We start from the raw sequence: 26,632 nt of genomic DNA on the forward strand, positions 1-26,632 counted from the left end.
TTCAGCCCTCCTGCGGATCGGTGGCGGGCTTGGCCGCCGACACCAGCGACTGCAGCAGCGCCGGGTCGCGCAGTGCCTGCGCGATCAGGTTCTCGGCACCGGCCTTGCCGTCCATGTAGGTGTCCAGGTTGGCGAGCTGGGTGCGCGCCTCGAGCAACCTGGCCAGCGGTTCGACCTTGCGTGCCACCGCCGCCGGCGAGAAGTCGTCCATGCTCTCGAAGGTGATGTCCACGTTGAGTTCGCCCTCGCCGGTCAGCGTGTTGGGCACGGCGAACCTTGCGCGGGGACGCATCGACTGCAGCCGGCTGTCGAAGTTGTCGACATCGATCTCCAGCGCCTTGCGCTCCTCCAGCGACGGCAACTCGCCGGCATTGGCGCCGGACAGGTCCGACATGACCCCCATCACGAACGGGATCTGCACCTTCTTCTGCGCGCCGTACACCTCCACGTCGTACTCGATCTGTACCCGTGGCGCCCGATTGCGGGCGATGAATTTCTGACTGTTCGCCATTGCCTAGCCTCCGATTGAGTCTTCCCGCTGCGGCGCGTGGGATCCACAAACCGCTGATAGCCGCTTGAACGGCGACATGCGCCGTGGCGAACCACCCCTCTTTCGCTGGCCGCATGCGACGACGCTCGCCCACCGCATACCGGGCGATATCAGCGCTTCATGCGTGAGGTGGATCCGCGGCGTTACCCAGTACGGGGGCGAGTCTAGGAAGCACCATCGCCAGCCACCCGACAAATCGTCTCAATGCACGACGGGGCTTGGCCTATCGCTGCTGGTTGGGATCAAACAAGTTCGATGAAGGCCGTCACTGGTGTGGGCATACGCGGAAGTAGCGCTTGATCAACGCACCGGTCATCCGATCAAAGCCGGGATGCCAAGCCGGAGGAATCGCGGAACCGGCCCGTCGGCCCAGCACCGCAGGCGCAGGCAGCATCACTTCGCACCTTCTGTTGTTGTGCTGTCGCACGACAAACAAAGCGCCTGCATGGAGTCCTTGCCAAGCGCAGTAGCTGCTCATTTTTTGCGGCACATCACTTTCGTTGGCGAGACTGACCAGCGCATGGGCCCGAAGGGTTCCGGCCCGGCTTGTCGGTTGCAGCTATGCATGACTGGCGACGTCCCACCGATCCGGTCCGCCATCAGTGGTCGATTCGATCGATTTCGCGCCTGATCACCTCCCGCCATAGGCAGGCCCACGGCGACAGAGCCTGACACCTGCCTTTACAGAAAGTGGTCGGGCGGCGCAGGGGCCACTGGAGGCGTACTCACTCCGGCGACACCAAGGTCCAAAACGGAAAAAGCCGCCCCGGTTGAAGGGGCGGCTTCCGCATATTTCCGTACGAACGACTCGGGTACAGCCTGACATGCCGCAAGTCGTTGATAAATCTGGTGGGCGGTACAGGGTTCGAACCTGTGACCCCTACCATGTCAAGGTAGTGCTCTACCGCTGAGCTAACCGCCCATTCGCCGATCAGATACCCCGGCGAGGGGCGCGCAGTGTAGCCCGTCGGCTCGCCGCCGGCAACAGTCCGGTGCGCACGAATGCCAACTCAGGCCGCGAACCCGGCGTCCTTGATCTGCCGCAGCTGGTCGCGCACCGCCGCAGCCTCCTCGAACTCCAGGTCACGCGCATGCTGATACATCTGCTGCTCCAGCGCCTTGATGCGGACGGCAAACTGGCTGGGGCTGAGCTTGGCGTATTCAGCCATGTCCTCGGCCACCTTGCGGGCCTTGCCGCGCCCCTTGGCGGTCTCGCCCGGCTCGGCACGCGCGCCCTCGAAAACATCGACCAGCGTCCTGACCACTGACTGCGGCGTGATGCCGTGCTCGGCGTTGTACTCGACCTGCTTCTGCCGGCGCCGGTCGGTCTCTTCGATCGCGCGCTGCATGGAGTTGGTGATGCGGTCGGCGTAGAGGATGGCCTTGCCGCGCACGTTGCGGGCGGCGCGGCCGATGGTCTGGATCAGCGAACCGGTCGAACGCAGGAAACCCTCCTTGTCGGCATCCAGGATCGCCACCAGCGACACTTCCGGCATGTCCAGGCCTTCGCGCAGCAGGTTGATGCCGACCAGCACGTCGAACTTGCCCAGGCGCAGGTCGCGGATGATCTCGACCCGCTCGACCGTCTCGATGTCGGAGTGCAGGTAACGCACGCGCACGCCGTGCTCGCCGAGGTATTCGGTCAGGTTCTCGGCCATGCGCTTGGTCAGCGTGGTGATCAGCACGCGATCGCCCATGGCGACGCGCAAGTTGATTTCGCCGAGCACGTCGTCAACCTGGGTGCCGACCGGGCGGATTTCGACCTGCGGATCGATCAGGCCGGTCGGCCGCACCACCAGTTCGACAATCTGGCCCTCAGATTTGCGCAGCTCGTACGGACCGGGTGTCGCCGACACGTAGATCGCGCGCGGCGAGCGCCCTTCCCACTCCTCGAACCGCAGCGGCCGGTTGTCCAGTGCCGACGGCAGGCGGAAGCCGAACTCGACCAGGGTCTCCTTGCGCGAGCGATCGCCCTTGTACATCGCGCCGATCTGCGGAACTGTCACGTGCGATTCGTCGACCACCAGCAACGCATCCGGCGGCAGGTAATCGAACAGGCACGGCGGCGGCTCGTCCGGCATGTGCCCGGTCAGGTGCCGCGAGTAGTTCTCGATGCCGTTGCAGTAGCCGACCTCGGCCAGCATCTCCAGGTCGAACTGTGTGCGCTGCGCCAGCCGCTGCGCCTCAACCAGCTTGTTCTGCGCATACAGCTGCTCCAGTCGCACGCGCAGCTCGTCCTTGATCGTCTCGATGGCGTCGAGCACGGTGCGCCGCGTGGTGACGTAATGCGAGCCCGGGTAGATCGTGTAGCGCGGCAGCTTGCGCAGGGTCTCGCCGGTGAGCGGGTCGAACACGGTGAGCTGCTCGATCTCGCCGTCGAACAGCTCGACCCGCACCGCCTCGGCATCGCTCTCGGCCGGGTGCACGTCGATGACTTCACCGCGCACACGGTAGGTGGCGCGACGCAACTCGGTGTCGTTGCGGGTGTACTGCATCTCGGTGAGACGGCGGATCAACTCGCGCTGATCGATGCGCTCGCCGCGCACCAGATGCAGCACCATGCGGAAGTACTCGTTGGGGTCGCCCAAGCCGTAGATCGCCGAGACCGTGCAGACGATGATGGTGTCGCGGCGCTCCAGCAGCGCCTTGGTCGCCGACAGCCGCATCTGCTCGATGTGCTCATTCACCGAGCTGTCCTTGTCGATGAACGTATCCGACGACGGGATGTAGGCCTCGGGCTGGTAGTAGTCGTAGTAGCTGACGAAATATTCGACCGCGTTGTGCGGGAAGAACGCCTTGAACTCGCCGTACAGCTGCGCCGCCAAGGTCTTGTTCGGCGCCATCACCAGGGTCGGCTTCTGCACCGCCTGGACCACGTTGGCGATGGTGTAGGTCTTGCCCGATCCGGTCACACCCAGCAGCGCCTGCGACGCCAGGCCGCCCTCGAAGCCCTCGACCAAGCGCGCGATCGCCGGTGGCTGGTCGCCGGCCGGGGAGTACGGGGCCACGAGTTGGAATCCTGCGGGGTGGATGCTGTCGTTCATTGGTCGGCCGGCGATCAAACCTGCAGTGTAGTCCTCTGCAATGGGGGCGGATGCGGCATTTTCCTACCCTGCAACTGATGGCATGCCGATATTCCAGGGGTGGCCCCGGGTCGATTCTGTTCGCAATCCGAATGGAATCGGCACCATGAAGCAGCGCCCGCACGGCTTCACCCTGATCGAGCTGATGACCGTCACCGCGGTGCTGGGCATCAGCCTCGCCGTCGGCGTACCCACGTTCAGTCACGTCCGGAAAAACGCCCGGATCAGCAATGCCTACCACCTGTTGACCACCTCCCTTGCCAGTGCCCGCATCACCGCTGTCAGCCGTGGCATGCCCGTCAGCCTGTGCCCAAGCCGGGACGGCCGGCAATGCCGCAAGGATCTGATCTGGCAGGATGGCTGGATCCTGTTCCTGGACCCCGGCAGGAAGGGCGCTCCGGCGGATACAACCGCCATCCTCCAGCGATTCGACCCGTTGGGTCCCGACGTCGCGGTTCGTACCACGCCAGGACGTCATTGGATTCGCTATCTCCCCTCCGGCCGGAGCACAGGCACCAATCTCAGCCTGTGGATCTGCTCTCCGCACGATGGCCACCGGATCGGCCGCGTCGCGATAGGCAATTCGGGTCGGGCACGCTCTGAGCGTGATTCCGGCCCTGCTGTGCCATGTTCGTATGCCCCTTAGGCGGCTTTGCGCCCGCACCATGCTTGACCGTGCCGCGGGAGGCATTACAATGCCCGTCCCCGCCCGAATAGCTCAGCCGGTTAGAGCACTTGACTGTTAATCAGGGGGTCGTTGGTTCGAGTCCAACTTCGGGCGCCATCTTCATGTCTACGGACGTCTTCGGGCGTCCGTTTTCATTTGGGAAAGGGCAAGAAACCCCTGCCGGATCAGGGTCTTCCGCCGATCTAGCGTCCACGGACGTCCAACGTCGTCCACCGGCAGCGCCGAATTTTTCCGAGTAGATTTTCGAGTAGAACCCCAGACCATTCGCAAGTCGCGACTGGCCTCAAATTGGTCTTGTATCTGCATCGAGTACAAGGTCGCCTGTCGTCTGGGGATGTCCACTGACGCTGCGGTCGCAGAACAGCTAGAAGCTGTTCCGTGAAGCTCTCAGAAACCCGTATCCGGTCCATGAAGCCGCGCGACAAGTTGTATCGCGTGGCGGATGGCTATGGCCTCGCACTCGAGGTCACGCCAAACGGTTCAAAGCTGTGGCGTTACCGGTACTCCTGGGCAGGCAAGGATCAAATGATTGGGCTGGGGGCTTACCCCCTCATCAGCTTGCGAGCGGCCAGAGAAAGGCATCTGGAGCTCCGCCGGCAGCTTGCCGATGGTGTAGACCCTGCGAGGGGCAGAACCAAGCCTGTGGAGCTCCAGCGGGCTCAGGATGGCGCCTTGTTCAAGAAGGTTGCCTTGGATTGGCTGGAAGAACGCCGCAAGGACGCCAGCCCCAAGACGCTCCAGAAGATGGCGACGATTCTCAACGGCGACCTGATTCCCCGCCTAGGCACCGAGAGCATTGCCACGTTGCCAACCTCCCTCGTTGTGGAGGCACTGAAAGCGATCCAGGTGCGCGCCCCGCATATGGCGCAGAAGGCGATGACCTACATGCATCAGATCGTCCTGCATGCGATCCAGAAGGGCCTTCGGGAGGATGGCAAAGCCCTGTCACTGAGAGGGGTCATCAAGCTGCCCGAGGCAACCTCGGTGCCGGCGGCAACCGACGATGAAACACTGGGCCAGGTAATGCTGGCGATCTCCGAATATCCGGATCCGATGGTGAAAGCTGCTCTCGAGATGACGGCCTATACGGCTCTTCGCCCGGGCAACGTCGTCAGCCTCCGCTGGCAGATGCTGGGTGAGGCTGAGACAGTCCTTCATATCCCCGGCAAGGAAATGAAGACCGGAAAGGATCACTTTGTCCCGCTGCCCCGCCAAGCTCAGGAGATTCTTCGAGAAGCGCGATCCTGGCCGCCACGAAAGCGAAATTACATCTTCCCGCCTGTCGCCCAGCGAACGACCCCACACCTGCACCGCGACACCCTGAGCAAGGCACTGCGCGACAACGGACTACGGGGCAAGCACGTCCCGCACGGATTCCGTGCATCCCTGCGCACCAGAGCGAGGGAAAAGTTCAGCGTGGATATCGACCTACTCGAGGCGCAGCTCGCCCACTCCAAGGGCGATGCCACCAAGCGCGCCTACGACAGAACCGTATTCCTCAAGGAGCGCCAGCGTGTCATGCAGGATTGGGCAGATTTTCTGGACGAGATCACTACAGCCGCAAGACTTCAGCGAGATCGAAAGCCATAGAGAAGATTGGTAGCTACTTCCGTCCCGCCGAAGATACTTTCGGCCAAAATTGAGCCGAAACTTAAATTGGCGCAGAGTGACGAACTAAAGCCGAGTGCCAAAATCGTCTCAAACTGATTTTGCAAAGCAATCTTCCACCGCGGCGCACAACACAGGAGGCAAAGGATGGATCGTCTCATCACTTCACCTGATCCGGCGAAGGAATTTTTTACCCAAGAGCGATGCTGGATTCTTGAGATCATCAATTCCACCAAGGATGATGCGGTATCCATTGCACGGGCACGCGTTGAGCCCGGCGTAACAACACAGCTGCATCGTCTGAATGGTGTCGATGAACGATATCTCATCATTGCAGGCAAGGGGGCAGTCCGAGTTGGCGGTGGCATTGAGCATGTCGTAGGGGAAGGCGATGTTGTCGTAATCCCGTCTGGGATGTCGCAACAAATAGCGAACATAGGACCATCTGATCTTCTGTTCTATTGCATATGTAGCCCTCGATTCGCGCCCGATTGTTACGAGACATTGGAATAAGCCGACATCCCGCCCAGATGCCCGGCACAGAACTAAGCGCATCTCGGACCAGTCATTTCGTTATCTTTGCGTGATAAACGCATGTCCATGGACGGGGCAGGCGGCATCGCGCGCAGGAATTCCCCTGCAGGCGATTTAGGATTTCCTAGCAAATTCTCATTTCGGTGCTTTGGATCAAATTTTTTCCGACGAACGGTCGAAATTGTGTGGTCGTTCTTCCGTACGAATGTGAAGTAGTGACATTTCGTGCCGAGTTAAGCAGCAAACCAGTACCTTTGACCTTAGCGTGGGGTATGCATGGCTATGGACGGTCAGACTGCATCACGGAAGGGCGCCCCCCCTGCTGCGGGAAATGGCGCAACGGCACCCTCGCAAGTCACGCCGCCTACCCTAAGCCTGCCCAAGGGAGGTGGGGCTATCCGGGGCATCGGGGAAAAGTTCGCCGCAAATCGCGTCACCGGGACCGGCTCGATGAGCGTCCCCATCGCCGTGTCTCCCGGGCGCAGCGGGTTTGGTCCTCAACTCTCTCTCTCTTACGACTCGGGGGCAGGCAACAGCCCCTTCGGCTTCGGCTGGAGCCTCTCGCTGCCAGCGGTCACGCGCAAGACTGATAAAGGCTTGCCGCAATATTTCGACACGGCCGATTCCGATGTTTTTGTCCTTTCCGGCGCGGAAGACTTGGTGCCGGTTTATCGGCAAGATCCCGACGGCATCTGGGGGGCTGGTCATCCTGGTTTCCAGCGAGACGTGGATGGATTCTGGATACGGGATTCATCCGGCCATTTGGTCGTTCACGAGGACGAGTTTGACGGTTACCGCGTGCGACGCTTTCGCCCACGTACTGAAGGGCTGTTTGCTCGCATCGAGCGTTGGAGCAAGATCGGCTCGCCCGGGGATGTCCATTGGCGCTCTATCTCCAAGGACAACGTCCTTACGCTCTATGGCTATGACGCGAACTCGCGTATTGCCGATCCGCTCGATGCCAGCCGCATTTTTTCCTGGCTGATCTGCGAATCGCGCGATGACAAGGGTAACGGTGTTCGCTATCTCTACAAGCAGGAGGACGGCACCTACCAACTCCGGCCTGGCCAGGTAGATCCGCTCAAGCAAGCCCATCAGCGCAATCGAGGCCTTGCTTTCGATTCGCAGCGCACTGCTCAGCGCTACCTGCAGCGGGTGCTCTACGGCAATCGGAAGCCACTGCTGGATACCCAAGGCCAGCGCCCGCGGTACCTAAGCGACTTGCCTTATCCGCCATCGGACACCAGCGCGGACTGGTTATTCGAAGTGCGCTTCGACTACGGAGAGTTAGACGAGGGCAATCCGACGGGCTTGCCGGAGAAGCCCTGGCTCTACCGCCCCGATGCTTTCTCCAGTTACCGCTCGGGCTTCGAGGTGCGCACCTGCCGCCGATGTGAGCGGGTACTGATGCTGCACCACATCCCTGACCAGCCGGCGGCCCCTGGCCGGGTGGCGCAACCCGGCTACCTGGGCCTGGTACGCAGCACCGAATTCACCTACGACGACGAGATCGACCCCAACCTCGCCACCCGCGCCGTCTATAGCTTCCTGAAGCAGGTAGTGCAAACGGGGTGGAAGCAGGAAGGCGGTTCGACCACACGTCGCAGCCTGCCACCTGTGGAGTTCGAATACACCGAGCCCATCGTGCAAGAGCTCGTCGAGGAGGTTGACCCAGCGAGCTTGGAAAACCTGCCCCTCGGCCTGGACGGCAGCGCCTATCGCTGGACCGATCTGCACGGCGAAGGCATCCCCGGCGTCTTGACCGAGCAGGCCGGCGCATGGTTCTACAAGCGCAACTGGAGCCCGATCCCGACTGTGCTGGCTGACGGCAGCGAGGTTGTAAAGGCGAAGCTCGCCCCGCTCGAAATCGTCGCCCTCAAGCCCAATGCCTCGCTCAGCGCCGGTGCCGAAATTTTGGATCTGGCCGGCGACGGCCAGCCCGATGTGGTCTTGATGGAAGGCCCCGCGCCCGGCCTCTACGAACACGATGAAGCCGAAGGCTGGCAGCCCTTCCGCCCTTTCACTTTGCGCCTGAACCGCGATTTCCGCGATCCCAATCTCAAGCTCGTCGATCTGGACGGTGACGGCCACGCCGACGTGCTCATCACCGAAGACGACGCCTTCGTCTGGCATGCCTCGCTGGCCGAAGAAGGGTTCGGGCCGGCACGCCGCGTGGCGCAAGCGCTGGACGAGGAGAAAGGCCCGCGCATCGTCTTCGCCGACGGCACGCAGTCGATCTACCTGGCAGACCTCTCGGGCGACGGCCTGACCGACATCGTCCGCATCCGCAACGGCGAAGTTTGTTATTGGCCAAACCTGGGTTACGGCCGCTTCGGCGCCAAGGTGTCGATGGACAACGCGCCTTGGTTCGACAACCTCGACCAATTCGATCACAAGCGCATCCGCCTGGCTGACATAGACGGCAGCGGCACCACCGACATCATCTACTTGCACCGCGACGGCGTATGTCTCTATTTCAACCAGTCGGGCAATGGCTGGAGCCAGCCGCATCAGCTGAAGGTGTTTCCGCGCATCGATGACATTGTGGGCATCGTGCCGACCGACCTGCTCGGCAACGGCACCGCCTGCCTAGTCTGGTCATCGCCGCTGCCGGGCGATGCACGATGGCCCATGCGCTACGTCAACCTGATGGGCGGCCAGAAGCCCCATCTGCTCATCCGAACCAGCAACAACCTCGGCGCTGAGACCCGTGTCCATTACGCCCCCTCGACCAAGTTCTACCTGCAGGACAAGCGCGACGGCAAACCGTGGATCACGCGGCTGCCGTTCCCGGTGCACGTGGTCGAGCGCGTCGAAACCTTCGACCAAATTAGCCGCAACCGCTTCGTCACACGCTACGCCTATCACCATGGCTATTTCGACGGTGAGGAGCGCGAGTTCCGCGGCTTCGGCATGGTCGAGCAGTGGGACACGGAACAGTTCGCCGTCCTCGCTGGCGGCAACGTCCCGGCCGACAACGTCACCGCCGAATCGCATGTGCCGCCGGTGCATACCAAGACCTGGTTCCATACCGGCGTATACCTCGGCCGCGACCGCGTCTCCCGTCATTTCGAGGTCGAGTATTTCCGAGAGCCGGTGTTCACCGTCGAGACCGCGCGGCCGCTTCTGCTCGACGACACCACCGTCCCGTCCAGCCTGGTACTGGAAGAAGAGCGCGAAGCCTGCCGTGCCCTCAAGGGTTCGATGCTGCGCCAGGAGGTCTATGCCGATGACGCCAACCATCCCGGCGCCACGCAGGAGCAGATCGAGCGCGCCCGCCGACCCTACACCGTCACCGAACAGAACTTCACCATCCGGCCATTACAGGCGCGGGGTTCCAACCGCCACGCCGTCTTCTTCATCCACGCGAGCGAAGCGCTCAGCTACCACTATGAGCGCAACCCCACCGATCCACGCATCCAGCACGCGTTGACACTGGAAGTCGACGACTACGGCAACGTGCTCAAGCAAGCCGCCATCGGGTACGGCCGTCGAGCCTCGCCGTTGTCAACGCAATGGGATCGCGATCGGCAAACCACGGCGCTGCTCACCTACAGCGAAAACCGCCTCACGAATCCCATCGACTCGCCCGACACTCATCGCAACCCGCTCCCCTGCGAGGCAATTACCTTCGAATTGACCGGCTACCCGATCACCGGACCGGCCGGCCGCTACCAGGCCTCGGATTTCGTCGAGCCTGACCCCGCTGCGCCAAGCCGCCTGCGCCACAAGTTCACCGCGCCGGAAGTCCTGTACGAGGCGGCAGCCTCCGGCAACCAACGCCGTCGCCCCATCGAATGGTTGCGCACGCTCTACCGTCGCGACAATTTGACCGGCCTCCTTCCGCTCGGGGAACTGCAACCGCTCGCCCTGCCGGGCGAGAGCTACAAGCTTGCTTTCACCCCCAGCCTGCTAACCCAGGTCTTCCAGCGTCCGCGCCAAGGGCAGGCCCCTGAGCCGCTGCTGCCCGATCCGGCCGCCGTGCTCAGCGGCCAAGCCGACAATCGCGGCGGCTATCAGCAAAGCCAGGCCCTCAAGGCGGATGGCCGCTTCCCCGCGGGCGATGCCGACGATCACTGGTGGATTCCCTCCGGGCGATCGTTCTTCAGCCCGAATCCCGCTGACAACGCGGCCGCTGAATCAACGCAAGCCCGGCAGCACTTCTACCTGCTGCGTCGCTACCGCGATCCCTTCGATCAGGATGCGTTCGTCGACTTCGACGCTCACGACCTGCTGATGGTCGAAACCCGAGACGCGCTGAACAACCGCGTCACCGTGGATACCAACGACTACCGCGTACTGCAGCCGCGCTTGGTCAGCGACCCAAACCGCAACCGGACCGAAGTCACTTTCGGCACGCTCGGCATGGTGGTCGGCACCGCCGTGATGGGCAAGCCATTGCCCGCGTCTGCGGAAGGCGACTCGCTCGCCGGCTTCGTCACTGACCTCACACAAGCCCAACTAGACGGCTTCTTCGACGCAGCAGACCCACACGCAACGGCGGCAGCGCTGCTCAATGGCGCTACCACTCGCATCATCTACGACTTCGACCGCTTCCGACGCACGCAGCAGGCGAATCCCAATGCACCGGAAAAGTGGCAGCCCGTCTGCGCCGCCACGCTTGCCCGCGAAACCCACCTCAACGCTCCGCTGCCACCGCAGGGCCTGAAGATCCAGATCAGCTTCAGCTATTCCGACGGCTTCGGCCGCGAAATCCAGAAGAAGATCCAAGCCGAGCCCGGACCGGTGCCACAGCGCGATGCAAACGGCAAGATCATCGTCGATGCTGACGGCCAGCCCGTGATGACACCGCATGACGTGAGTCCACGCTGGGTGGGTAGCGGCTGGACTGTGTTCAACAACAAGGGCAAGCCGGTCCGCCAGTACGAGCCCTTCTTCACCAACATCCACCGTTTCGAGCTGGATGTGCATATCGGTGTCAGTCCGGTGCTGTTCTACGACCCGGCCGAGCGCGTCGTCGCCACGCTGCACCCGAACCACACCTACGAAAAGATGGTGTTCGACCCCTGGCAGCAGACGACGTACGACGTCAACGACACCTGCGCCGCGCGTAACGCGCAGACCGGCGACCCGCGCAACGACCCCGACATCGGCGGCTACGTCAGGGAGTACTTCAAGGCACAGCCGGCGACCTGGCAGACCTGGCACGCCCGGCGCATCGGCAACGCACTGGGAACTGACGAGCGCAACGCCGCCGAGCGTGCCGCAGCTCACGCCGACACGCCCACCACCGCGCACTTCGACGCCTTGGGCCGCCCCTTCCTGACAGTCGCGCGCAACCGCGCCGTCTGCCCGAGCCACGACTTGAACGGCACCGAAGAGAGCTTCGCCACCCGCGTCGAGCTGGACATCGAAGGCAACCAGCGCACCGTGCGCGACGCCATCCAGCAAGCTGGCGACCCGCTCGGCCGCATCGTCATGCGCTACGCCTACGACATGCTCGGCAACCGCATCCACCAGATCAGCATGGAGGCCGGTGCGCGCTGGATGCTCAACGACGTGGCCGGCAAGCCCATACGCGCCTGGGACAACCGCGGCCACAACTTCACGACGAAGTACGACGCACTGCGCCGCCCAGTCGAGCAGACGGTGCGGGGCACCTTCAGCCACGCCGATCCGCTCAAACCCAACTCCGACCCGCGCACGCTGAGCCGCGACATCCTGGTCGACAGGATCGAATACGGCGAGCCGCCCCTCAACGCCACACCTGCCGAGGAAACCGAGACGCAGCGCCTCAACCTGCGTACCCGCATCTACCGCCACTTCGATTCCGCAGGCGTCGCCACCAACGCAAGGCTCGACGCCAGCGGCAACCTGACCGAGGCCTACGACTTCAAGGGCAACCTGCTGCGCAGCACGCGGCAACTGATCAGCGACTACACCGCCATCCCGGACTGGCTGCTGAACCCCCAACTCGACGCCGAAACCTTCGAAGGCAGCACCCGCTACGACGCGCTCAATCGCCCCATCCAGTCGATCGCTCCGCATAGCAGCCAGACCCGGCCCGGACACCCCAACAAGTTCAACGTCATCCAGCCGGTATTCAACGAGGCCAATCTGCTGGAGCGGGTGGACGTCTGGCTTGAGCGCGCCGCCGAGCCGGCTGGCCTGCTCGATTCGGCTGCCGATGCGCCGTCGCCGGTCGGCGTGGTCGATATCGACTACGACGCCAAGGGCCAGCGCACCCTCATCGACTACAAGACCCGGGACGCGACAGTCATCCGCACCACCTACACCTACGACCGCGACACCTTCCGCCTGATGCACCTGTATACGCGTCGGGGCGTGGACCCCGTGACGGCCCAAGGCGTGGCCTTTACCGACGACTGCGAGAACCCGAACCCACCGCCGGCCACTATCGCCGCGCCCGCGCAGCCGCCAGCAGACAAGGGCTGCGGCCTGCAGAACCTGCACTACACCTACGACCCCGCTGGCAACATTACGCATATCCGCGACGACGCTCAGCAGAGCATCTACTTCCGGAACCAGCGCGTCGAGCCGAGCAACGATTACGTCTACGACGCGCTCTACCGGCTGATCCAGGCCGACGGCCGCGAGCATTTGGGCCAGGCGACCGGCGGTGAACGCCTGCCGCCCACTACCCCAGACGGGTTCAACGCCTTCCACACGCGGCTCGACCACCCCGGCGACGGCAACGCCATGGGCACCTACACCGAGCGTTACGTGTATGACGCCGTCGGCAACTTCCTGCAGATGCAGCACCGTGGCAGCGACCTGGCGCATCCGGGCTGGACCCGCACCTACATCTACGTGGAAGCCAGCCTGACCGAGCCTGGTAAGCAGAGCAACCGTTTGACCAGCACGCAGGTGGGCACTGGCGCTGCGGCCGTATCCGAAACCTATTTGCACGATGCCCACGGCAACATGCTGCGCATGCCCCATCTGGGCGGCGGTGGTGCAGGGCCGAACATGCACTGGGACTACAAGGACCAGTTGCGCCAGGTCGACAAAGGTGGCGGTGGCGCGGCCTTCTATGTCTACGATGCCTCAGGCCAGCGTGTGCGCAAGGTGTGGGAGAAGGCGCCGGGCCTCACCGAAGAGCGCATCTACTTCGACGGCTTCGAGATTTTCCGCACGCATGGCGGCCCCATTGGCACGAACACGGCCACGCTGGAGCGCGAGACGCTGCATTTGATGGACGACAAGCAGCGCATCGCCCTGGTGGAGACGCGCACGCTCGACACCGCACGCGACGACCAGGCGCCGCGGCAAATGATCCGCTACCAGTTCGGCAACCACCTCGGATCGGCGAGCTTGGAGTTGGATGAGCAGGCGCAGATCATTTCCTACGAGGAATACGCGCCCTACGGCAGCTCGACCTATCAGGCGGTTCGCAGCCAAACGGAGACGGCGAAACGGTATCGCTATACAGGGATGGAACGAGATGAAGAAAGTGGGCTATATGGCCACGGAGCTAGATATCAAGCACCTTGGCTCGGCCGGTGGCTGTCATGCGATCCAGCACATCTAATCGGCCTGCCGAAGAGCAAGGAATCGGCTGCAAGCGAGGAAGCCACAGATCAGAAGGATCAAGAATCAGAAAGCCTTAGCAATGAGGAACGCATTTGCCTATACAGGTTGAACAAATGCAATCCAATAAGCTTTATCGATCTCGATGGCGAAGATCCAATTTCGAAGGTGGCTCAGGCTGCTGGGCGAAGCCTGATAAGGAGGCTATTTAGCGAGCTGGGAGAGAAAGGGGCACGATTCGCCGCGAAGAGAGTGGCTGCGGCAGCATTGAAAGAATTGGCCGAGGGACTCGCACCCAAGGTTGAAAAGCATATCTTGGAGCACGCCGAAGAGGTGGCTGCCAAGGCTGTGCACGGCGTCTTTAAGTCAGGCACAGCAAAGGAGGAGGTACTCGGCCTGATAAGGGATACGGTAAAGACTGGCGGGAAAGCCGTCTTGAGCCAAACAGAAAGCGGCGCGTTCGCTTGGGTGTTCGAGAAGGAGTTCAAAGAAGGTGTTGGCAGTGCGGGGCAAAAGATTCTCCGGGTGGTTGTAGATAAAGAGGGAAAAGTTATCACTGCCTTCCCTGTTGATAGTCTGATTAAGCGCATGGCAATCCGGGGCCTCCAAGTATCGGCCCAGTTGGCCGCCATAGGTTTTGTCGCGGGCATCTATGAGCAAGAAGCTCAAGCAGCTGAAGCTGACACCACGGAGCGATACAAGCGGGTTGAGGAAAAAAAGAGCTGGATCGAAACAGCACTAGAGTGGGTCGTGCCATTAGGCTTGGCCGAGTCAAGTCCGATCGCGTTGGAGCCCAATTTCGGCAAGATCCAAGCGCGCACGGCCGATGCGCTCTCTAATGCAGAGAAGGAGTTCGGCAGGAGGTTGACTGCAGAAGAGGCGGCGACCATTAGCAACGAAATCTACAACATTTGGGCGGACTCACGGCGGCGTGAATAGCGTGGAGCTGGTAGCCCAAGGTTTGTTCTACAACTGGGCACGGTGCGCCGCATGCTGCCTTGGTTTGCCCGAACACTCACTTGGCGGATGTGGGAAAGACCACGAATGTGAACGACGGCAAATAACACCGGCATGACCATTGAGCGATAACGAAGGCAGGAGATGAACTTCGACCCCCAGAAATTCTTTATCGGCCTAATGGACTTCTTCTCCATCCTGCTGCCGGGTGCGTTGCTCACCTGGCTGCTGATGGGCGAGGTGGGCCCGGTCGTGCTGGGGGCTCGCTATGCCAAGCTCGACGGGGCCCAAGCCTGGGCCGCCTTCCTGTTCGCAAGCTACCTGCTCGGCCATCTTGTCTTCATGCTGGGCTCCTGGCTGGACGAGCTTTACGACTGGGCGCGTAACAGGACCCTGAACAAACAGATCAAGCGCCTCGCCAACCGCGGCCAGTTGCTCCGTTGGCCCGTCCGCGCTCTGATCTGGCTGGCGTTCAAGCACGAACGGAACCTAGCCGTCGATGCCGCTACCCGGATCAGGCGGCAATCGCTCGCTCCCCTGCGGGCCGAGGAGTCGATCAACACATTCAAATGGTGCAAGACACTGCTCAACGTCGAGAGCCAGATCAGCCTGGCGGTCGTGCAGCGTTTCGAAGCGGACTCAAAGTTCTTCCGCTGTTTCGTTATCGTGCTGTTGATCCTGCTCGCGATGTGGCTCCTGCACTTGTCCAGCATCTGGCATTGGCATCGAACATGGCCAGCTTGGGGAATAGTCGTCCTGCTGGCCCTACTGGCGCTGGCGCTGTGGCGATACATGGAGCAGCGACACAAGGCGACCAATTACGCCTACTGGTCGGTAATCACGCTGACGGCCAGGGATGGCAAGTTCGCCTTCGACAAGACCGCCTGCGCGGTCACGGGTCCTACGCACGCCGGCGGTGTCGTCTTCAGAATCCGCCGCAACATCGCCGAGTACCTGCTCGTCGAAGCCACTAAAGATCCGGCCCAGTGGGTACTGCCCAAGGGGCATGTTGAAGAAGGCGAACGGCACCGCGAAGCTGCCGTGCGTGAGGTATACGAGGAGACTGGCGCCTGGGCATGTATCGTCACCGAATTGGGCGACGCGACCTGGTTGGTTGATGGCTCTGCGGTCACGACACGCTTCTTCCTGATGAAAGCGATTGGCCACGGGTTGCGCCAGGAACCCGATCGGCAGCACGTCTGGCTTTCGCTGCGCGACGCCGTAGCGCGTGCAAGCCACGTTGAAACCCGCGAACTTCTGTTGAGCGCCGAACGGCGCCGCGCGAGTGCGATCGGAAAGTAGTCGTCGCACACGCTTTGTGATCTGCCATGGCTTCATGAATCCGATTGGCCAAGGAAGCAACGATGAATACACGCAGCGATCAGCCCCGCGTCCTGACCCTCCGCACGCAGGGCAGTGATGTCAGCCAAGTGCAAGGCCAACTCCTCGACGGGGGTGCCCAGATCGCCACCGACGAACTCGCGGCCGCGATGTTCGGGTTCAGCACTCGCGAGGCAGTGCTCGCATTCCAGAAGCGCGTCCACCTTCCCTCGACCGGGACGGTGGACGAGACCACGGCCGATGCTTTGCGACGACACGGTGCGGAGAAGATCGGCTACCGCGCGCTGGGAACGGTCCGCCATCCCAATGGGCTCCCGGCCAACGGTTTGACGGTGCGTGCCTTCGACAAGGACATTCGACGGGATCAGCCACTGGGCGAGGCGTCCGTGGACGAGCGCGGCTTTTACCAGATCACCTACGCCCAGAAGCAGTTCGCCCGGGCCGAAAAGGGACAGGCCGACCTGCTGATGCGCGTCTACGAGGGGGAGCGCCTGCTGCACGACACGCCGATCGAGCATGTCGTGTTCAACGCGCCTGCCACCACGGTCATTGACATCGACCTGGCAGAGGGCGATACGCGCCTGTCCACCCAGTACGAGACCATCCTCGCCGTCGTCTCGCCACTGCTCGGCAAGGACCTTCGGCTCGACGCGCTGCACGAAGACGAGAAGCACCGCGACATCACGTTCCTGGCAGGCGAAACCGGCCTGCCGCGGCATAGGCTCTCGCATTTCGCCGTGGCTCAGAAGCTGGCCAGCGGCAAGGACATCCCGGCCGAGTTCTTCTACGCGCTGTTCGCGCTGGATGTCCTGCTGAAAGTCGGCCTCGACGGCGCCGCCGGGGTGAGATTCGACATCACCCTGGCCACCGACCGCGATGCGCTCTACTACGACATCGTCCTGTTGCCGCAAAAAACCCTGCGCGCCGCGATCCGGCGAGCCGTCAAGCAGCACGTGGTCAGTGGCGCCGTGCTCGAGCACTTCGACGCCATTGCCAAACAATTGGCCGGCGACCTTCGTGAGGCCCGAGAGTGGGTTGCTTATCAGAAGCCCAGGATGCTGCTGCGCCAACTTGATCAGTTTCTGGCCGACGGCAAGCACGCGCAGGTACTCGAGATCTTGGAGCAGGACAGCTTCGGCAACCTTCCCGACCTGCTGCAGCGCCTGCAGGATGTCGCAACCTTCAAGGGACCGGACGATGCGGACCAGGCGAAGGCCAGTGCGGTGCTGGCCGATACCCTTGGCTACGATTACCAGATCATTGACGGCGTCATGAACGTCGTGGGAATCGAGCGACCGGAAGACATCAAGCAACTGGCGAGATTGAATCGCCGGGAGTGGAGCGACCTCCTGAAAAGGACGGTAGAGTCACTCCAGGTCGGCGATGGCCCGATGCGCGAGGAACTGATCGACCTGCACGCCTCCTCCATCGTCCGCAAGCTCGAGAAGCACTTCCCGACCACCGCCTTCAGCGCCCAGTTGGAGCGCGACAAAGGCGCGCTTCCTGGTCAGCGCAAGGCATTGCTTGGACTGTTGGCCGACCATCCCGACTTCGACCTCGCGATCGGTAACGTCGACCGCCTGCTGAAGGAGTACCCGGCGCACGCCAAGGCAAAGCAGGCGATCAAGGCCACGCAGCGCGTGTTCAAGGTGGCCCCCGTTTTCCGCCAGAGCAAAGCCTTGATGGACGCAGGCATGCGGTCGGCCGCCGACATACACGCGCTTGGCGAGGCGCGTTTCGTCAGGGAATTCGCCAAGCGCGGAGTGTTCACCCGCAAGCAGGCTCGCGAGGCGTTCGCCAAGGCCAGTGACATCCACGTCGCCAGCGCGCTGCTGGCGGGTCAATTGCAGGCTGCGTCGGGCGCCATGCAGGTGACGGCACTCGGCGCACCAGCGGTACCGGCCAAGCTGGAGGCCGTGACCCGCGACTTCCCGAACATGAAGAGCTTGTTCCAGCGCGGAGACTACTGTGCGTGCAAGGAATGCCGCAACGTGCACAGCGCTGCCGCCTATGTGGTCGACACCCTGCAGTTCCTGGGAAACCGCCTGGTGGTGGACACGGCCTCCGGCCCGGCGAGCGTCAAAGTTGCACGGGACGTGCTGTTCAAGAGGCGTCCCGACCTGGGCGACACCGACCTGGATTGCGACAACACCCACATCCCGGTGCCGTATATCGACGTTGTCTGCGAACTGCTGGAAGAAGCCGTCTCTCCCGACCCCGGATTCGTCTTCAACGGTGCACTGGCCACGGGCAAGGCACCGCCGGCCCTGCTGACCGCCTTGCAGACCAATGGCTTCTCCTTTACCGACAAGACCGCCGTTTACGACCCCGATCTGGCCGGCGCCCGGGTCGTTCGAGACACGGGAATCACCTGCAAGCTGACGCCCGACGGCGCGGCCAATACCTGGCGGGTCCGGCAGCTGCGGCAGACCCACGGCAAGGAGGCGGAATTGGCGGCGGCGCCGCAGTACCTCAACGCGGGCGCGTACGCCGCCCTCGCGGGAGCGAAGCTCTCCTTCGCTCTGCCCTTCGATCTGCCCCATCAGGAAGCACGCAGGTACTTCGCCCAGTTCGACGTGGCACGGGCAGACCTGATGAAGGCGCTGCGCATCGGCACCGGGCCACTGGACCATCAGATCGCAGCGGAGGCTTTGGGCCTGAGCGAAGCCCAGCGTCAACTGATCGTTGCGGCCGACCCGGGCAACCAGGCGGTCTACTGGAACACCGGCGCCACACCTGCCAAGGACGCCATGAAGGTGGTGGACCGCTTCATCACCCAGGCGGGCATCGACTACATCACGCTCCAGCAGATGCTCCAGTGCGCGTGGATCAATCCCGCGGACACGATGTTCATACGTCACCTGGACAACACCTGTGACTTGGCGAAGAAGGAGATCCAAAACCTCGACGATGCCGCGCTCGACAGGTTCCACCGTTTCATTCGCCTGAAGACTAGGACCGGCTGGATGTGCGCCGACCTGGATCGGGCCATTCGAGCCCCCCATCTGGGCAACGGCATCCTCGACGATAGGTGCCTGGAGTGCATTTGGCGGATCGAGAAGCTGCGGGCCAAGCTAGGTCTCGCGCCAGACGAGATCTGCACGTTCTACGCGACCCTTCCGACTGAAGGCGAGGCGCCGCGTTACGCCAAGGTGTTCCTCAACCGCGCCGCGAATGGCGTACTGGAAGAGGATTTCCAGCTCGATACCGTTCGCCGGAGCGAGCAGGATGAAGCGAATGTCCCCGGTTCGGGCAAGAAGTTGGCAGCCTACAAGAACTATCTGGCGCTCTGCCTTGGAACGTCGGCCGAGGAAGTGGGTCACCTCCTCGATGCGATGGGTGTTGCCGCCATCCTCAGCGAAGCGAACATCGCCGCGGTGTACTCGCGCAACCTGCTGGCACGCATGCTTCACCTGAAGCCCTCCGAGCTGCTCATCCTCGAGTCCTTGACGGCCATCGACGCGCTGCTGTCGCCCGTCGACACCCTGCGACTGGTCAGGAAGCTCGAAAAAGTCCGCGAGTCGGGCATCCCGCTCTCCGACCTCCAGTACCTGCTGACGCACGAAGCCGATGATCTCAAAGTCCGCGAGCTCGATGATGCGGCCATCGCAGCGATCCTGGCTGCTGTCCAGACCGGCTACCAGCGTGCGTTTGCAGACAATCGTTCGCCCTTCTCGGCCAGCGCCAGCGCTGACGAAAACAAGGTGGCGCTCGCCGCCCTTCTCGCCAAGCTACCGGGGATCGGCGCGGATGACCTCGCTCGCTTCCAGGCACTCGTCGACGACGCCTGGCCCGTCCCGGGCATTACGCCGGCGCAATTCATCGACCAGAAGTTGTCGGCGTTGATAGACACTACGCCGATCAAGGCAGCCGCAGCTGCCATGGCATTGGCACCGGCGCCAAAGGAAGTCCAACGCAGTGCACTGATTCGTTCGATTATCGATGCCTTGGCGCGTTCGTTCTACGTGTCGGCAAAGAAAGAAGTGCTCGCTGCGGCGGTGGCCAAGGTATTCAAGTGGGAGGAGGATCTGACCGCTGTCGTGCTGCAGCAGGTCCGATTGAAGCAGCCTGTTGCCGCTGGCCAGCGCACCGTGCTGGACCTGCTAACCGATGACGCATTGGTGGACACCATCCAGGTGCCGCCCGCGCCGCCCGCGATCACGCCCGCGGCGTTCGACCACCAGTACCGTGCTGTGCGATTGCTTCGAGCGATGACGCCCTTGCTGGCCAGCCTCAAGCTGCCTGCGGAGAAGATCGGCTGGATGCTCGCCAACAACACCGCGTTGGGTTGGATGGCGCTGGATGACCTGCCATATCAGGCGGGCATCGCCCCCGTGGCCTTCCAAGCCTGGGAGCGCTTGTCCGACGCCCTGCAACTGATCCGAGCCTATCCACCCGTCGCCAATTCCACCAACCCGGAGCAGCCGCTGACCCTGTACGCGCTGCTCGACCTCGTTCTCAAACCAGGCGCGGTCATCGCCGACGTGCTCGACTTGGGCGCGCGCCTAGCCGGGTGGGATCGACCGACGCTTGCCGCACTGGATACACACTTTGGCTTCTCGGCCGTGGACCTCAAGCTGTACCGCCTGCCGGCGACGTGGTTGAAGCTCGAACGGGTGGTGACGTTGCTGCGCACGCTCGGTTTGGACGTGGCGTCCGGTGTCAGCGTGATCAAACCTCAACTGCTCGCGCCCGATGCCGATCGCATGCGGCTGGCGCTGAAGGCCCGTTATTCGGATGCTGAATGGCTCGGCGTGCTGCGCCGCGTGCATGATCCGCTTCGCCAACAGAAGCGCGATGCGCTGGTCGCCTTCTTGCTGGGCGCGAATCCGGACTTCAAGGACACCAACGACCTTTACGACTACTTCCTGATCGACGTCGAGATGTGCTCGTGCATGGCGACATCGCGGATCGTCCAGGCCCATACCACCATCCAGTTGTTCGTGCAGCGCTGTCTGATGGGGCTGGAGCCAAGGAGCGTCGCCAATGTGAAGGAGGACGCCGGCTGGGATCAGTGGAAATGGATGGCCAACTTCCGCGTCTGGGAAGCCAACAGAAAGATCTTCCTCTACCCGGAGAACTGGATCGAATCCGAACTTCGCGACGACAAGTCCGAACTCTTCATGCAGGTCGAGGACACACTCCAACAGAACGAACTCACCGACGAGACGGTGGATGCCGCGGTCGCGACCTACCTGGAGAAGCTCGACGACATCGCACACATGGATGTCATGGCGACCCACTACCAGACCGACACCGCCAAGATGCACGTGTTCGCGCGGACCAAGGGTGGCGACCCAGCGGTCTACTATTACCGGCAGTTCCAAAGTGAGCGCTATTGGACTCCTTGGGAGAAGGTCGACCTCGACATCACCGGCGATCACCTGCTGGCCTTCGACCGCAACAGTCGGCTGACGCTGGCGTGGCCGGTGTTCACCGAGGAAACCAATCCGGGGCAGAAGGCGCACATTCCTGGCCCGGGCGATATCCCGTCAGGCGGCAAGGATATCGAACCCCCGACCAGCCATTGGAAGATCCAACTCGCGGTCAGTGAACGCTCGCGCGGCAAGTGGTCGCCGAAGAAGATCTCGAAGGGCGCGATCTACAGTCCAGCCAGCGATGGCTACTTCTATCAGCTGCCGGCGGCGCATACCTACAACTTCTTCGTTTGGGGCCTCGGCGCGGTCGGACAAGCCGTGTCGTGCGCGAACACGGGCGGCGAAGGCTGGGTGGGATCGTTTGCGCTCACCGGCTGCAAGGGCTATCCGGAGCCGCAGGCTGGCGGCTCGGGTTTCCCGGTGAGTTTCCTGCCGCAATTCAAGGACAGTGAGTTGCAGGCCGAGCGCTTTGCTGAACTCGACAAGCTCGCCCCGGACGACTTGGCCATCCGCACCGTATTCAATATGGGAGCATTCGACACCATCACCGGCAACACGCCGGGAATGTTCAAGATCACCTATCCGATGCAGATGTCGCTCATCGACTGGATATTGCTCGGACTCCAGTTGTATCTGGGCGCACAGAACAAGGTCGTCTTCGAGCGCCAAGGCGGCCCAAAGATTCCGCTTGGGACCTTCATGCCGTACTTCTACGGCGATGTGGCCCGTACCTACGCGATTGTACCGGGGTACTACGAACGCGACGCGAAGGACCCGCGCCACCGCAACGAGAAAATGTTTTCCGACATCCACGCGTTTGCAATGGACATCCTCACCTTGGTCGCAAAGTACCTGCAGGCCTACCAGAACGACCCGGCGCACGACTTGGGCAAGCTCATCCAAGCCTTGGTAGTGGACCCGGAATACCTTCGCCTGAAGGCCGAATGGGACGCGTACGCCGCGTTGAGGTTCGGGCTGAAGTTCAGCAACTTCTACCACCCACTAGTCTGCTTGCTCAGGTCGACGCTCAATCGCGAAGGCATCCCGGCCCTGATGCGGCGGGACCTGCAACTGACCAGCAACACCTCGTTCGACTTCAAGACAACCTACCAGCCCCAAGCCTTGGTGGCCACCCCCTATCCGCGTGAGGACTTCGACTTCGCAAGCGACGGCGCGTATGCCGGCTACAACTGGGAGCTGTTCTTCCACTTGCCCTTCGAGATCGCGATGAGGTTGAACCGGGACCAGCGCTTCGAAGAGGCCCGCAGCTGGTTCCACTACATCTTCAATCCCGTAGGCGCCACCGACGCTCCTCCACCGCAAAAGTTCTGGGTCACCAAGCCCTTCTTCGAGATGACGGTAGCCGACTACCAGGAACAGACGATCGACAGCATCATGAACGCGGTCGCCACCGATCCGTCGGGCGCCACCATCTCCAACCTGAAGTTCGCGGTCGAGCAGTGGCGCGAAGAGCCCTTCAAGCCGCACGTGATCGCGCGCTCACGCCCGGTGGCCTATCAACTCGCCGTCGTCTACCGGTACATCCAGAACCTGATCGACTGGGGCGACAACCTGTTCCGCCAGTTCACGCGGGAATCGGTCACGCAGGCCACCCAGATGTACATCTTGGCCGACAAGCTGCTCGGGCCGAAACCTCGCATCGTCGAACCCTTGGTCGCGCCTCCTCCGGAGACCTACAACCAGCTTCAGGCGAAGGTGGACCTGTTCGGCAATGCCTTGCTGGACTTGGAGAACCTGATTCCAGATCTGGGGCTGTTGCCGCATGGCGGGGCGGAGTTGCCCCCGGCCCCGATGACGATGTCGGGCCTGTACTTCTGCGTCCCTCCGAATGAGAACTTGCTCAAATGCTGGGACGTGGTCGCTGACCGGCTGTTCAAGATCCGCCACTGCCAAAACATGGACGGCGTCGAGGTTCCTCTCGCGCTCTTCTCGCCCCCCATCGATCCTGGCGCGCTGGTGCGTGCCGCCGCTGGCGGCCTAGACATTGCCGCATTCCTAGCCGGACTGAGCGCGCCCCTGCCGCACTACCGCTTCAGCATCATGAGCCAGAAAGCGACCGAGCTGGTGCAGCAGGTTGCTTCACTTGGCAACGCCCTGTTGTCCGCGCTCGAGAAACGCGATGCGGAGAAGCTTGCACGCTTGCGTTCGGAGCAAGAAATCGCGGTGCTCAAGGCGATGCGTGCCGTCAAGCTTGCGTCCATTGCAGAGGCGGAGGGTGCCTTGGAAGGCTTGAACAAGACACGCAAGGTCACCGAAGAGCGACGCACCTACTACGCCAGCCAGAGCTACATGAATGCCTGGGAGATCACCGCCGTTGCGCTGTCCGGTGGCTCGCTCATTGGAGAGGTGGCCATCGCGCTCACATACGCCCTGTCCAGCGGCCTGACACTACTACCGAATTTCACGGCGGGCGCCGCCGGCTTTGGGGGCACGCCAGTCGCGACAGCGACGATGGGTGGTGGTAACACCGGCGGCTCCGCCGAAAGGGCCGCTCAAGTCATTTCGTCGGTCATGCGCGCTCTCGACAAGGGTGCGGCGATGGCCGCCACCCAAGGCGGATACCAGCGACGTGAGGAGGAGTGGGAGCACCAGGTGCGACTGGCCGACAAGGAGCTGGCGCAGATCGACCAGCAGATCGCCACGGCCAAGCTGCACCAGGACATGCTCGCCAAGGAACTGACCGCGCATGACCTGCAGGCATCGAACGCGCAGCAAGTCGATGCCTACATGCGCAGCAAGTACACCCGTCAGGAACTCTACGACTGGATGATCGGGCGGATCAGCTCGGTGTACTTCAAGGCCTACCAGCTGGCGTTCGACGTCGCCAAGAAGGCCGAACGATGCTTCGCCCACGAACTTGGCAACCAGCAGACGTTCCTCAGCTTCGGCTATTGGGACAGCCTCCAGAAGGGACTGATGACGGCCGAAGCGCTGCATCAGGACATCAAGCGAATGGAGGTCGCATACCTGGACCAGAACAAGCGGGAGTACGAAATCAGCAAAGACCTGTCTCTGCTCCAGCTTGACCCAGCCGCGCTGGTGCAGCTCAAGGCGACTGGCCGCTGTGTCATCCAGGTAACGGAGGCAGCCCTCAATACCGCCCACCCCGGCCATTACATGTGTCGCCACAAGACGGTGAGCCTCTCGATCCCCTGCGTGGCCGGTCCCCACACTTCGGTGGGCTGCAAGCTCTCGCTGATCAGCAACCGCTACCGCAAGAGCACTGCCATGCGCCCGGGCATGGCGACAGACAAGGCCCGGTACGAGGAGGACCCTGGCAACGACGAGCGTTTCGTCTACAACGTCGGCTCGATCCAGTCGATCGCCACCAGCACCGGCCGTTCCGACAATGGCATGTTCGAGCTCAATTTCCGGGACGAGCGCTACCTGCCGTTCGAGGGCACCGGCGCCATAGCGACCTGGCTAATCGAGTTGCCCACGGCGTTCCGCCAGTTTGACTACGACTCTATCAGCGACGTGATCCTGCATCTGCAGTACACGGCACGCGACGGGGGTTCCGGATTTCGGACCATGGTCGAAGGCGTGCAGCGCGAACTGCTCAACGACATGGTGCTGGCCGCCGGCCGTAGTGGCCTCTACCAAGCCTACAGCCTGCGGCAGCAGTTTCCGAACGAGTGGTACAGCCTGCAACAGACGAAGAGCACAACACTGACCATCGGGCCTCAGCACCTCCCGTACCTCGTGCGAAATCATGGCCCTGTGGTCGATTCCGTAACGTGGTTCGCAAGGGTAGAGGGCAATCCTGCCATTTTCGTCATGTCCATGGACGCGGCCACCTTCAATTTGAATCGTAACGCTGACCTCAACGGATTATGTGTCGGCACCTCGGCAACATTGGCCATCGACAACGCGTTTATCTTGGCGGCCACCGACACAAGCAAGCTAAAGGACTTGACATTGCTGGTGCACTACAACATTGGGTCTTGAACCTTACTGTTTAATTTTTCTTAGGATTGAGGATGCTTTGAAAAATCCGTGGTTGTCGCGGCGCTTGGAATGTCTACCCTTAGCCGTTTTCGGTCAGCTACAAAGTTTCATGATTGGGTACTCGCTCCGTCCGCATGGGACGAGGGCGCGCGAATCGAATCGCAATTGATCAACGTCAACCCATGACTGACGTCATCTCCTAGCCGCGCGGCTCGCCCCGGCGTCCCGTGCGGACGCGTGCATCCCCGGCGCCTTTTCCGTGGGAGATCACGCGCGACAGCAGGGCGATGTTCTGCGCCTCGGCGGAGTCCAGCCGCCCCTGCAGCTGCGCGGCCTGCTCGCGTGCACGTCCGGCTGCCTCCTGGGCTTCGGCCAGCTGACACTGCAATTCGGCAATGCGTTCCCGGCCGTCTGCCAACCGTGCCTGCAGCCCGGCCTGCTCCGCGCGCAGCGCCTGCTGGTCGGCCTGCGACGCCTCGAGCGCCTGATGGATGTTGGCAATATTTTCGTTTGCCTGGTCGAGTTGCGCGGTCAGCTGATCCGCGGCGTGCACGGCATCGTCGCGTGCCGCTTCCATGTCCGAACGGATGCGCTCCATCGCCGCGCGTTCGTCGGCAAATTGGGCGTCGGATTCGGCCTTCGCACGCCACCAGACCTCGTGTGCCAGGTGGCGCGCCATTTCGGCGACCTGCGTAGGCACGGGACCGATCTCCGCCGCGGCCATCGCGGCACGGGCCATCCGCCAGTCGTCCAGGTGCTTCTGAATCGTCGAATACGACCCGCCGCCGATCCGATCGCGGATTTCCGGCACGGTCGGCTCGTGGCCTGCCGCCGTGATGGCGTCGGCTGCATCAAACACCGTCTTCCTGATTGCTTTCATCGAACCTCCCATCACTGTAATGACTGATTACGTAATTGATGCGGCGAGTGGGATGCGCTGAACCAATCAAGCATCCCACTCGCAGGAGGGAGGACAACAGCCCGACAAGTGCTCCGCCAGTGGACAAATGGC

General features: G+C 62.4%; 9 protein-coding genes and 2 tRNA genes. 7 read left to right on the plus strand and 4 right to left on the minus strand.

The window, feature by feature from the left end; genetic code table 11:
• Position 1 precedes the first annotated feature (1 nt).
• From tssB to uvrB, 3 genes are all read right to left on the minus strand, one after another.
• Entirely contained in the window at positions 2-511 is a 510-nt protein-coding gene (gene tssB, locus ACFOLC_RS03540; RefSeq protein WP_386757559.1) for a type VI secretion system contractile sheath small subunit, read from the minus strand.
• An 886-nt stretch (positions 512-1,397) separates the two neighbouring features.
• Positions 1,398-1,472: transfer RNA gene (locus ACFOLC_RS03545), tRNA-Val, on the minus strand.
• A gap of 88 nt (positions 1,473-1,560) precedes the next feature.
• Positions 1,561-3,594, minus strand: coding sequence for an excinuclease ABC subunit UvrB (gene uvrB, locus ACFOLC_RS03550; protein WP_386757561.1), 2,034 nt, complete (start codon positions 3,592-3,594; stop codon positions 1,561-1,563).
• Between the two features lie 145 nt (positions 3,595-3,739).
• On the opposite strand from uvrB, the gene ACFOLC_RS03555 reads away from it, so the two are divergent.
• The 7 genes from ACFOLC_RS03555 (at position 3,740) to ACFOLC_RS03585 (ending at position 25,620) form a co-directional block, all read left to right on the plus strand.
• On the plus strand, positions 3,740-4,279 hold the full coding sequence (locus tag ACFOLC_RS03555) for a GspH/FimT family pseudopilin (protein WP_386757563.1): 540 nt from the start codon (positions 3,740-3,742) through the stop codon (positions 4,277-4,279).
• Positions 4,280-4,340: 61 nt separating this feature from the next.
• Positions 4,341-4,417: transfer RNA gene (locus ACFOLC_RS03560), tRNA-Asn, on the plus strand.
• A 282-nt stretch (positions 4,418-4,699) separates the two neighbouring features.
• Positions 4,700-5,911 (plus strand): tyrosine-type recombinase/integrase, encoded by a 1,212-nt coding sequence (locus ACFOLC_RS03565; RefSeq protein WP_386757565.1) that lies wholly within the window; start codon positions 4,700-4,702, stop codon positions 5,909-5,911.
• A gap of 165 nt (positions 5,912-6,076) precedes the next feature.
• Positions 6,077-6,442 (plus strand): cupin domain-containing protein, encoded by a 366-nt coding sequence (locus ACFOLC_RS03570; protein WP_386757567.1) that lies wholly within the window; start codon positions 6,077-6,079, stop codon positions 6,440-6,442.
• Positions 6,443-6,745: 303 nt separating this feature from the next.
• Complete coding sequence (locus ACFOLC_RS03575) at positions 6,746-14,914, plus strand: SpvB/TcaC N-terminal domain-containing protein (protein WP_386757970.1); 8,169 nt, start codon at positions 6,746-6,748, stop codon at positions 14,912-14,914.
• A 162-nt stretch (positions 14,915-15,076) separates the two neighbouring features.
• Complete coding sequence (locus tag ACFOLC_RS03580; RefSeq protein WP_386757569.1) at positions 15,077-16,234, plus strand: NUDIX domain-containing protein; 1,158 nt, start codon at positions 15,077-15,079, stop codon at positions 16,232-16,234.
• Positions 16,235-16,296: 62 nt separating this feature from the next.
• A complete protein-coding gene (locus ACFOLC_RS03585; RefSeq protein WP_386757571.1) occupies positions 16,297-25,620 on the plus strand; it encodes a Tc toxin subunit A-related protein in 9,324 nt (3,107 codons plus the stop codon).
• 199 nt (positions 25,621-25,819) lie between these two features.
• On the opposite strand, the gene ACFOLC_RS03590 is transcribed toward ACFOLC_RS03585, so the two are convergent.
• Positions 25,820-26,500, minus strand: a complete 681-nt coding sequence (locus ACFOLC_RS03590; RefSeq protein ID WP_386757573.1) for a DNA-binding protein — start codon at positions 26,498-26,500, stop codon at positions 25,820-25,822.
• Between the last annotated feature and the right edge of the window lie 132 nt (positions 26,501-26,632).

The sequence above is a fragment of the Lysobacter cavernae genome (genome assembly GCF_042648505.1).
Taxonomy (GTDB): Bacteria; Pseudomonadota; Gammaproteobacteria; order Xanthomonadales; family Xanthomonadaceae; genus Lysobacter_L; species Lysobacter_L cavernae.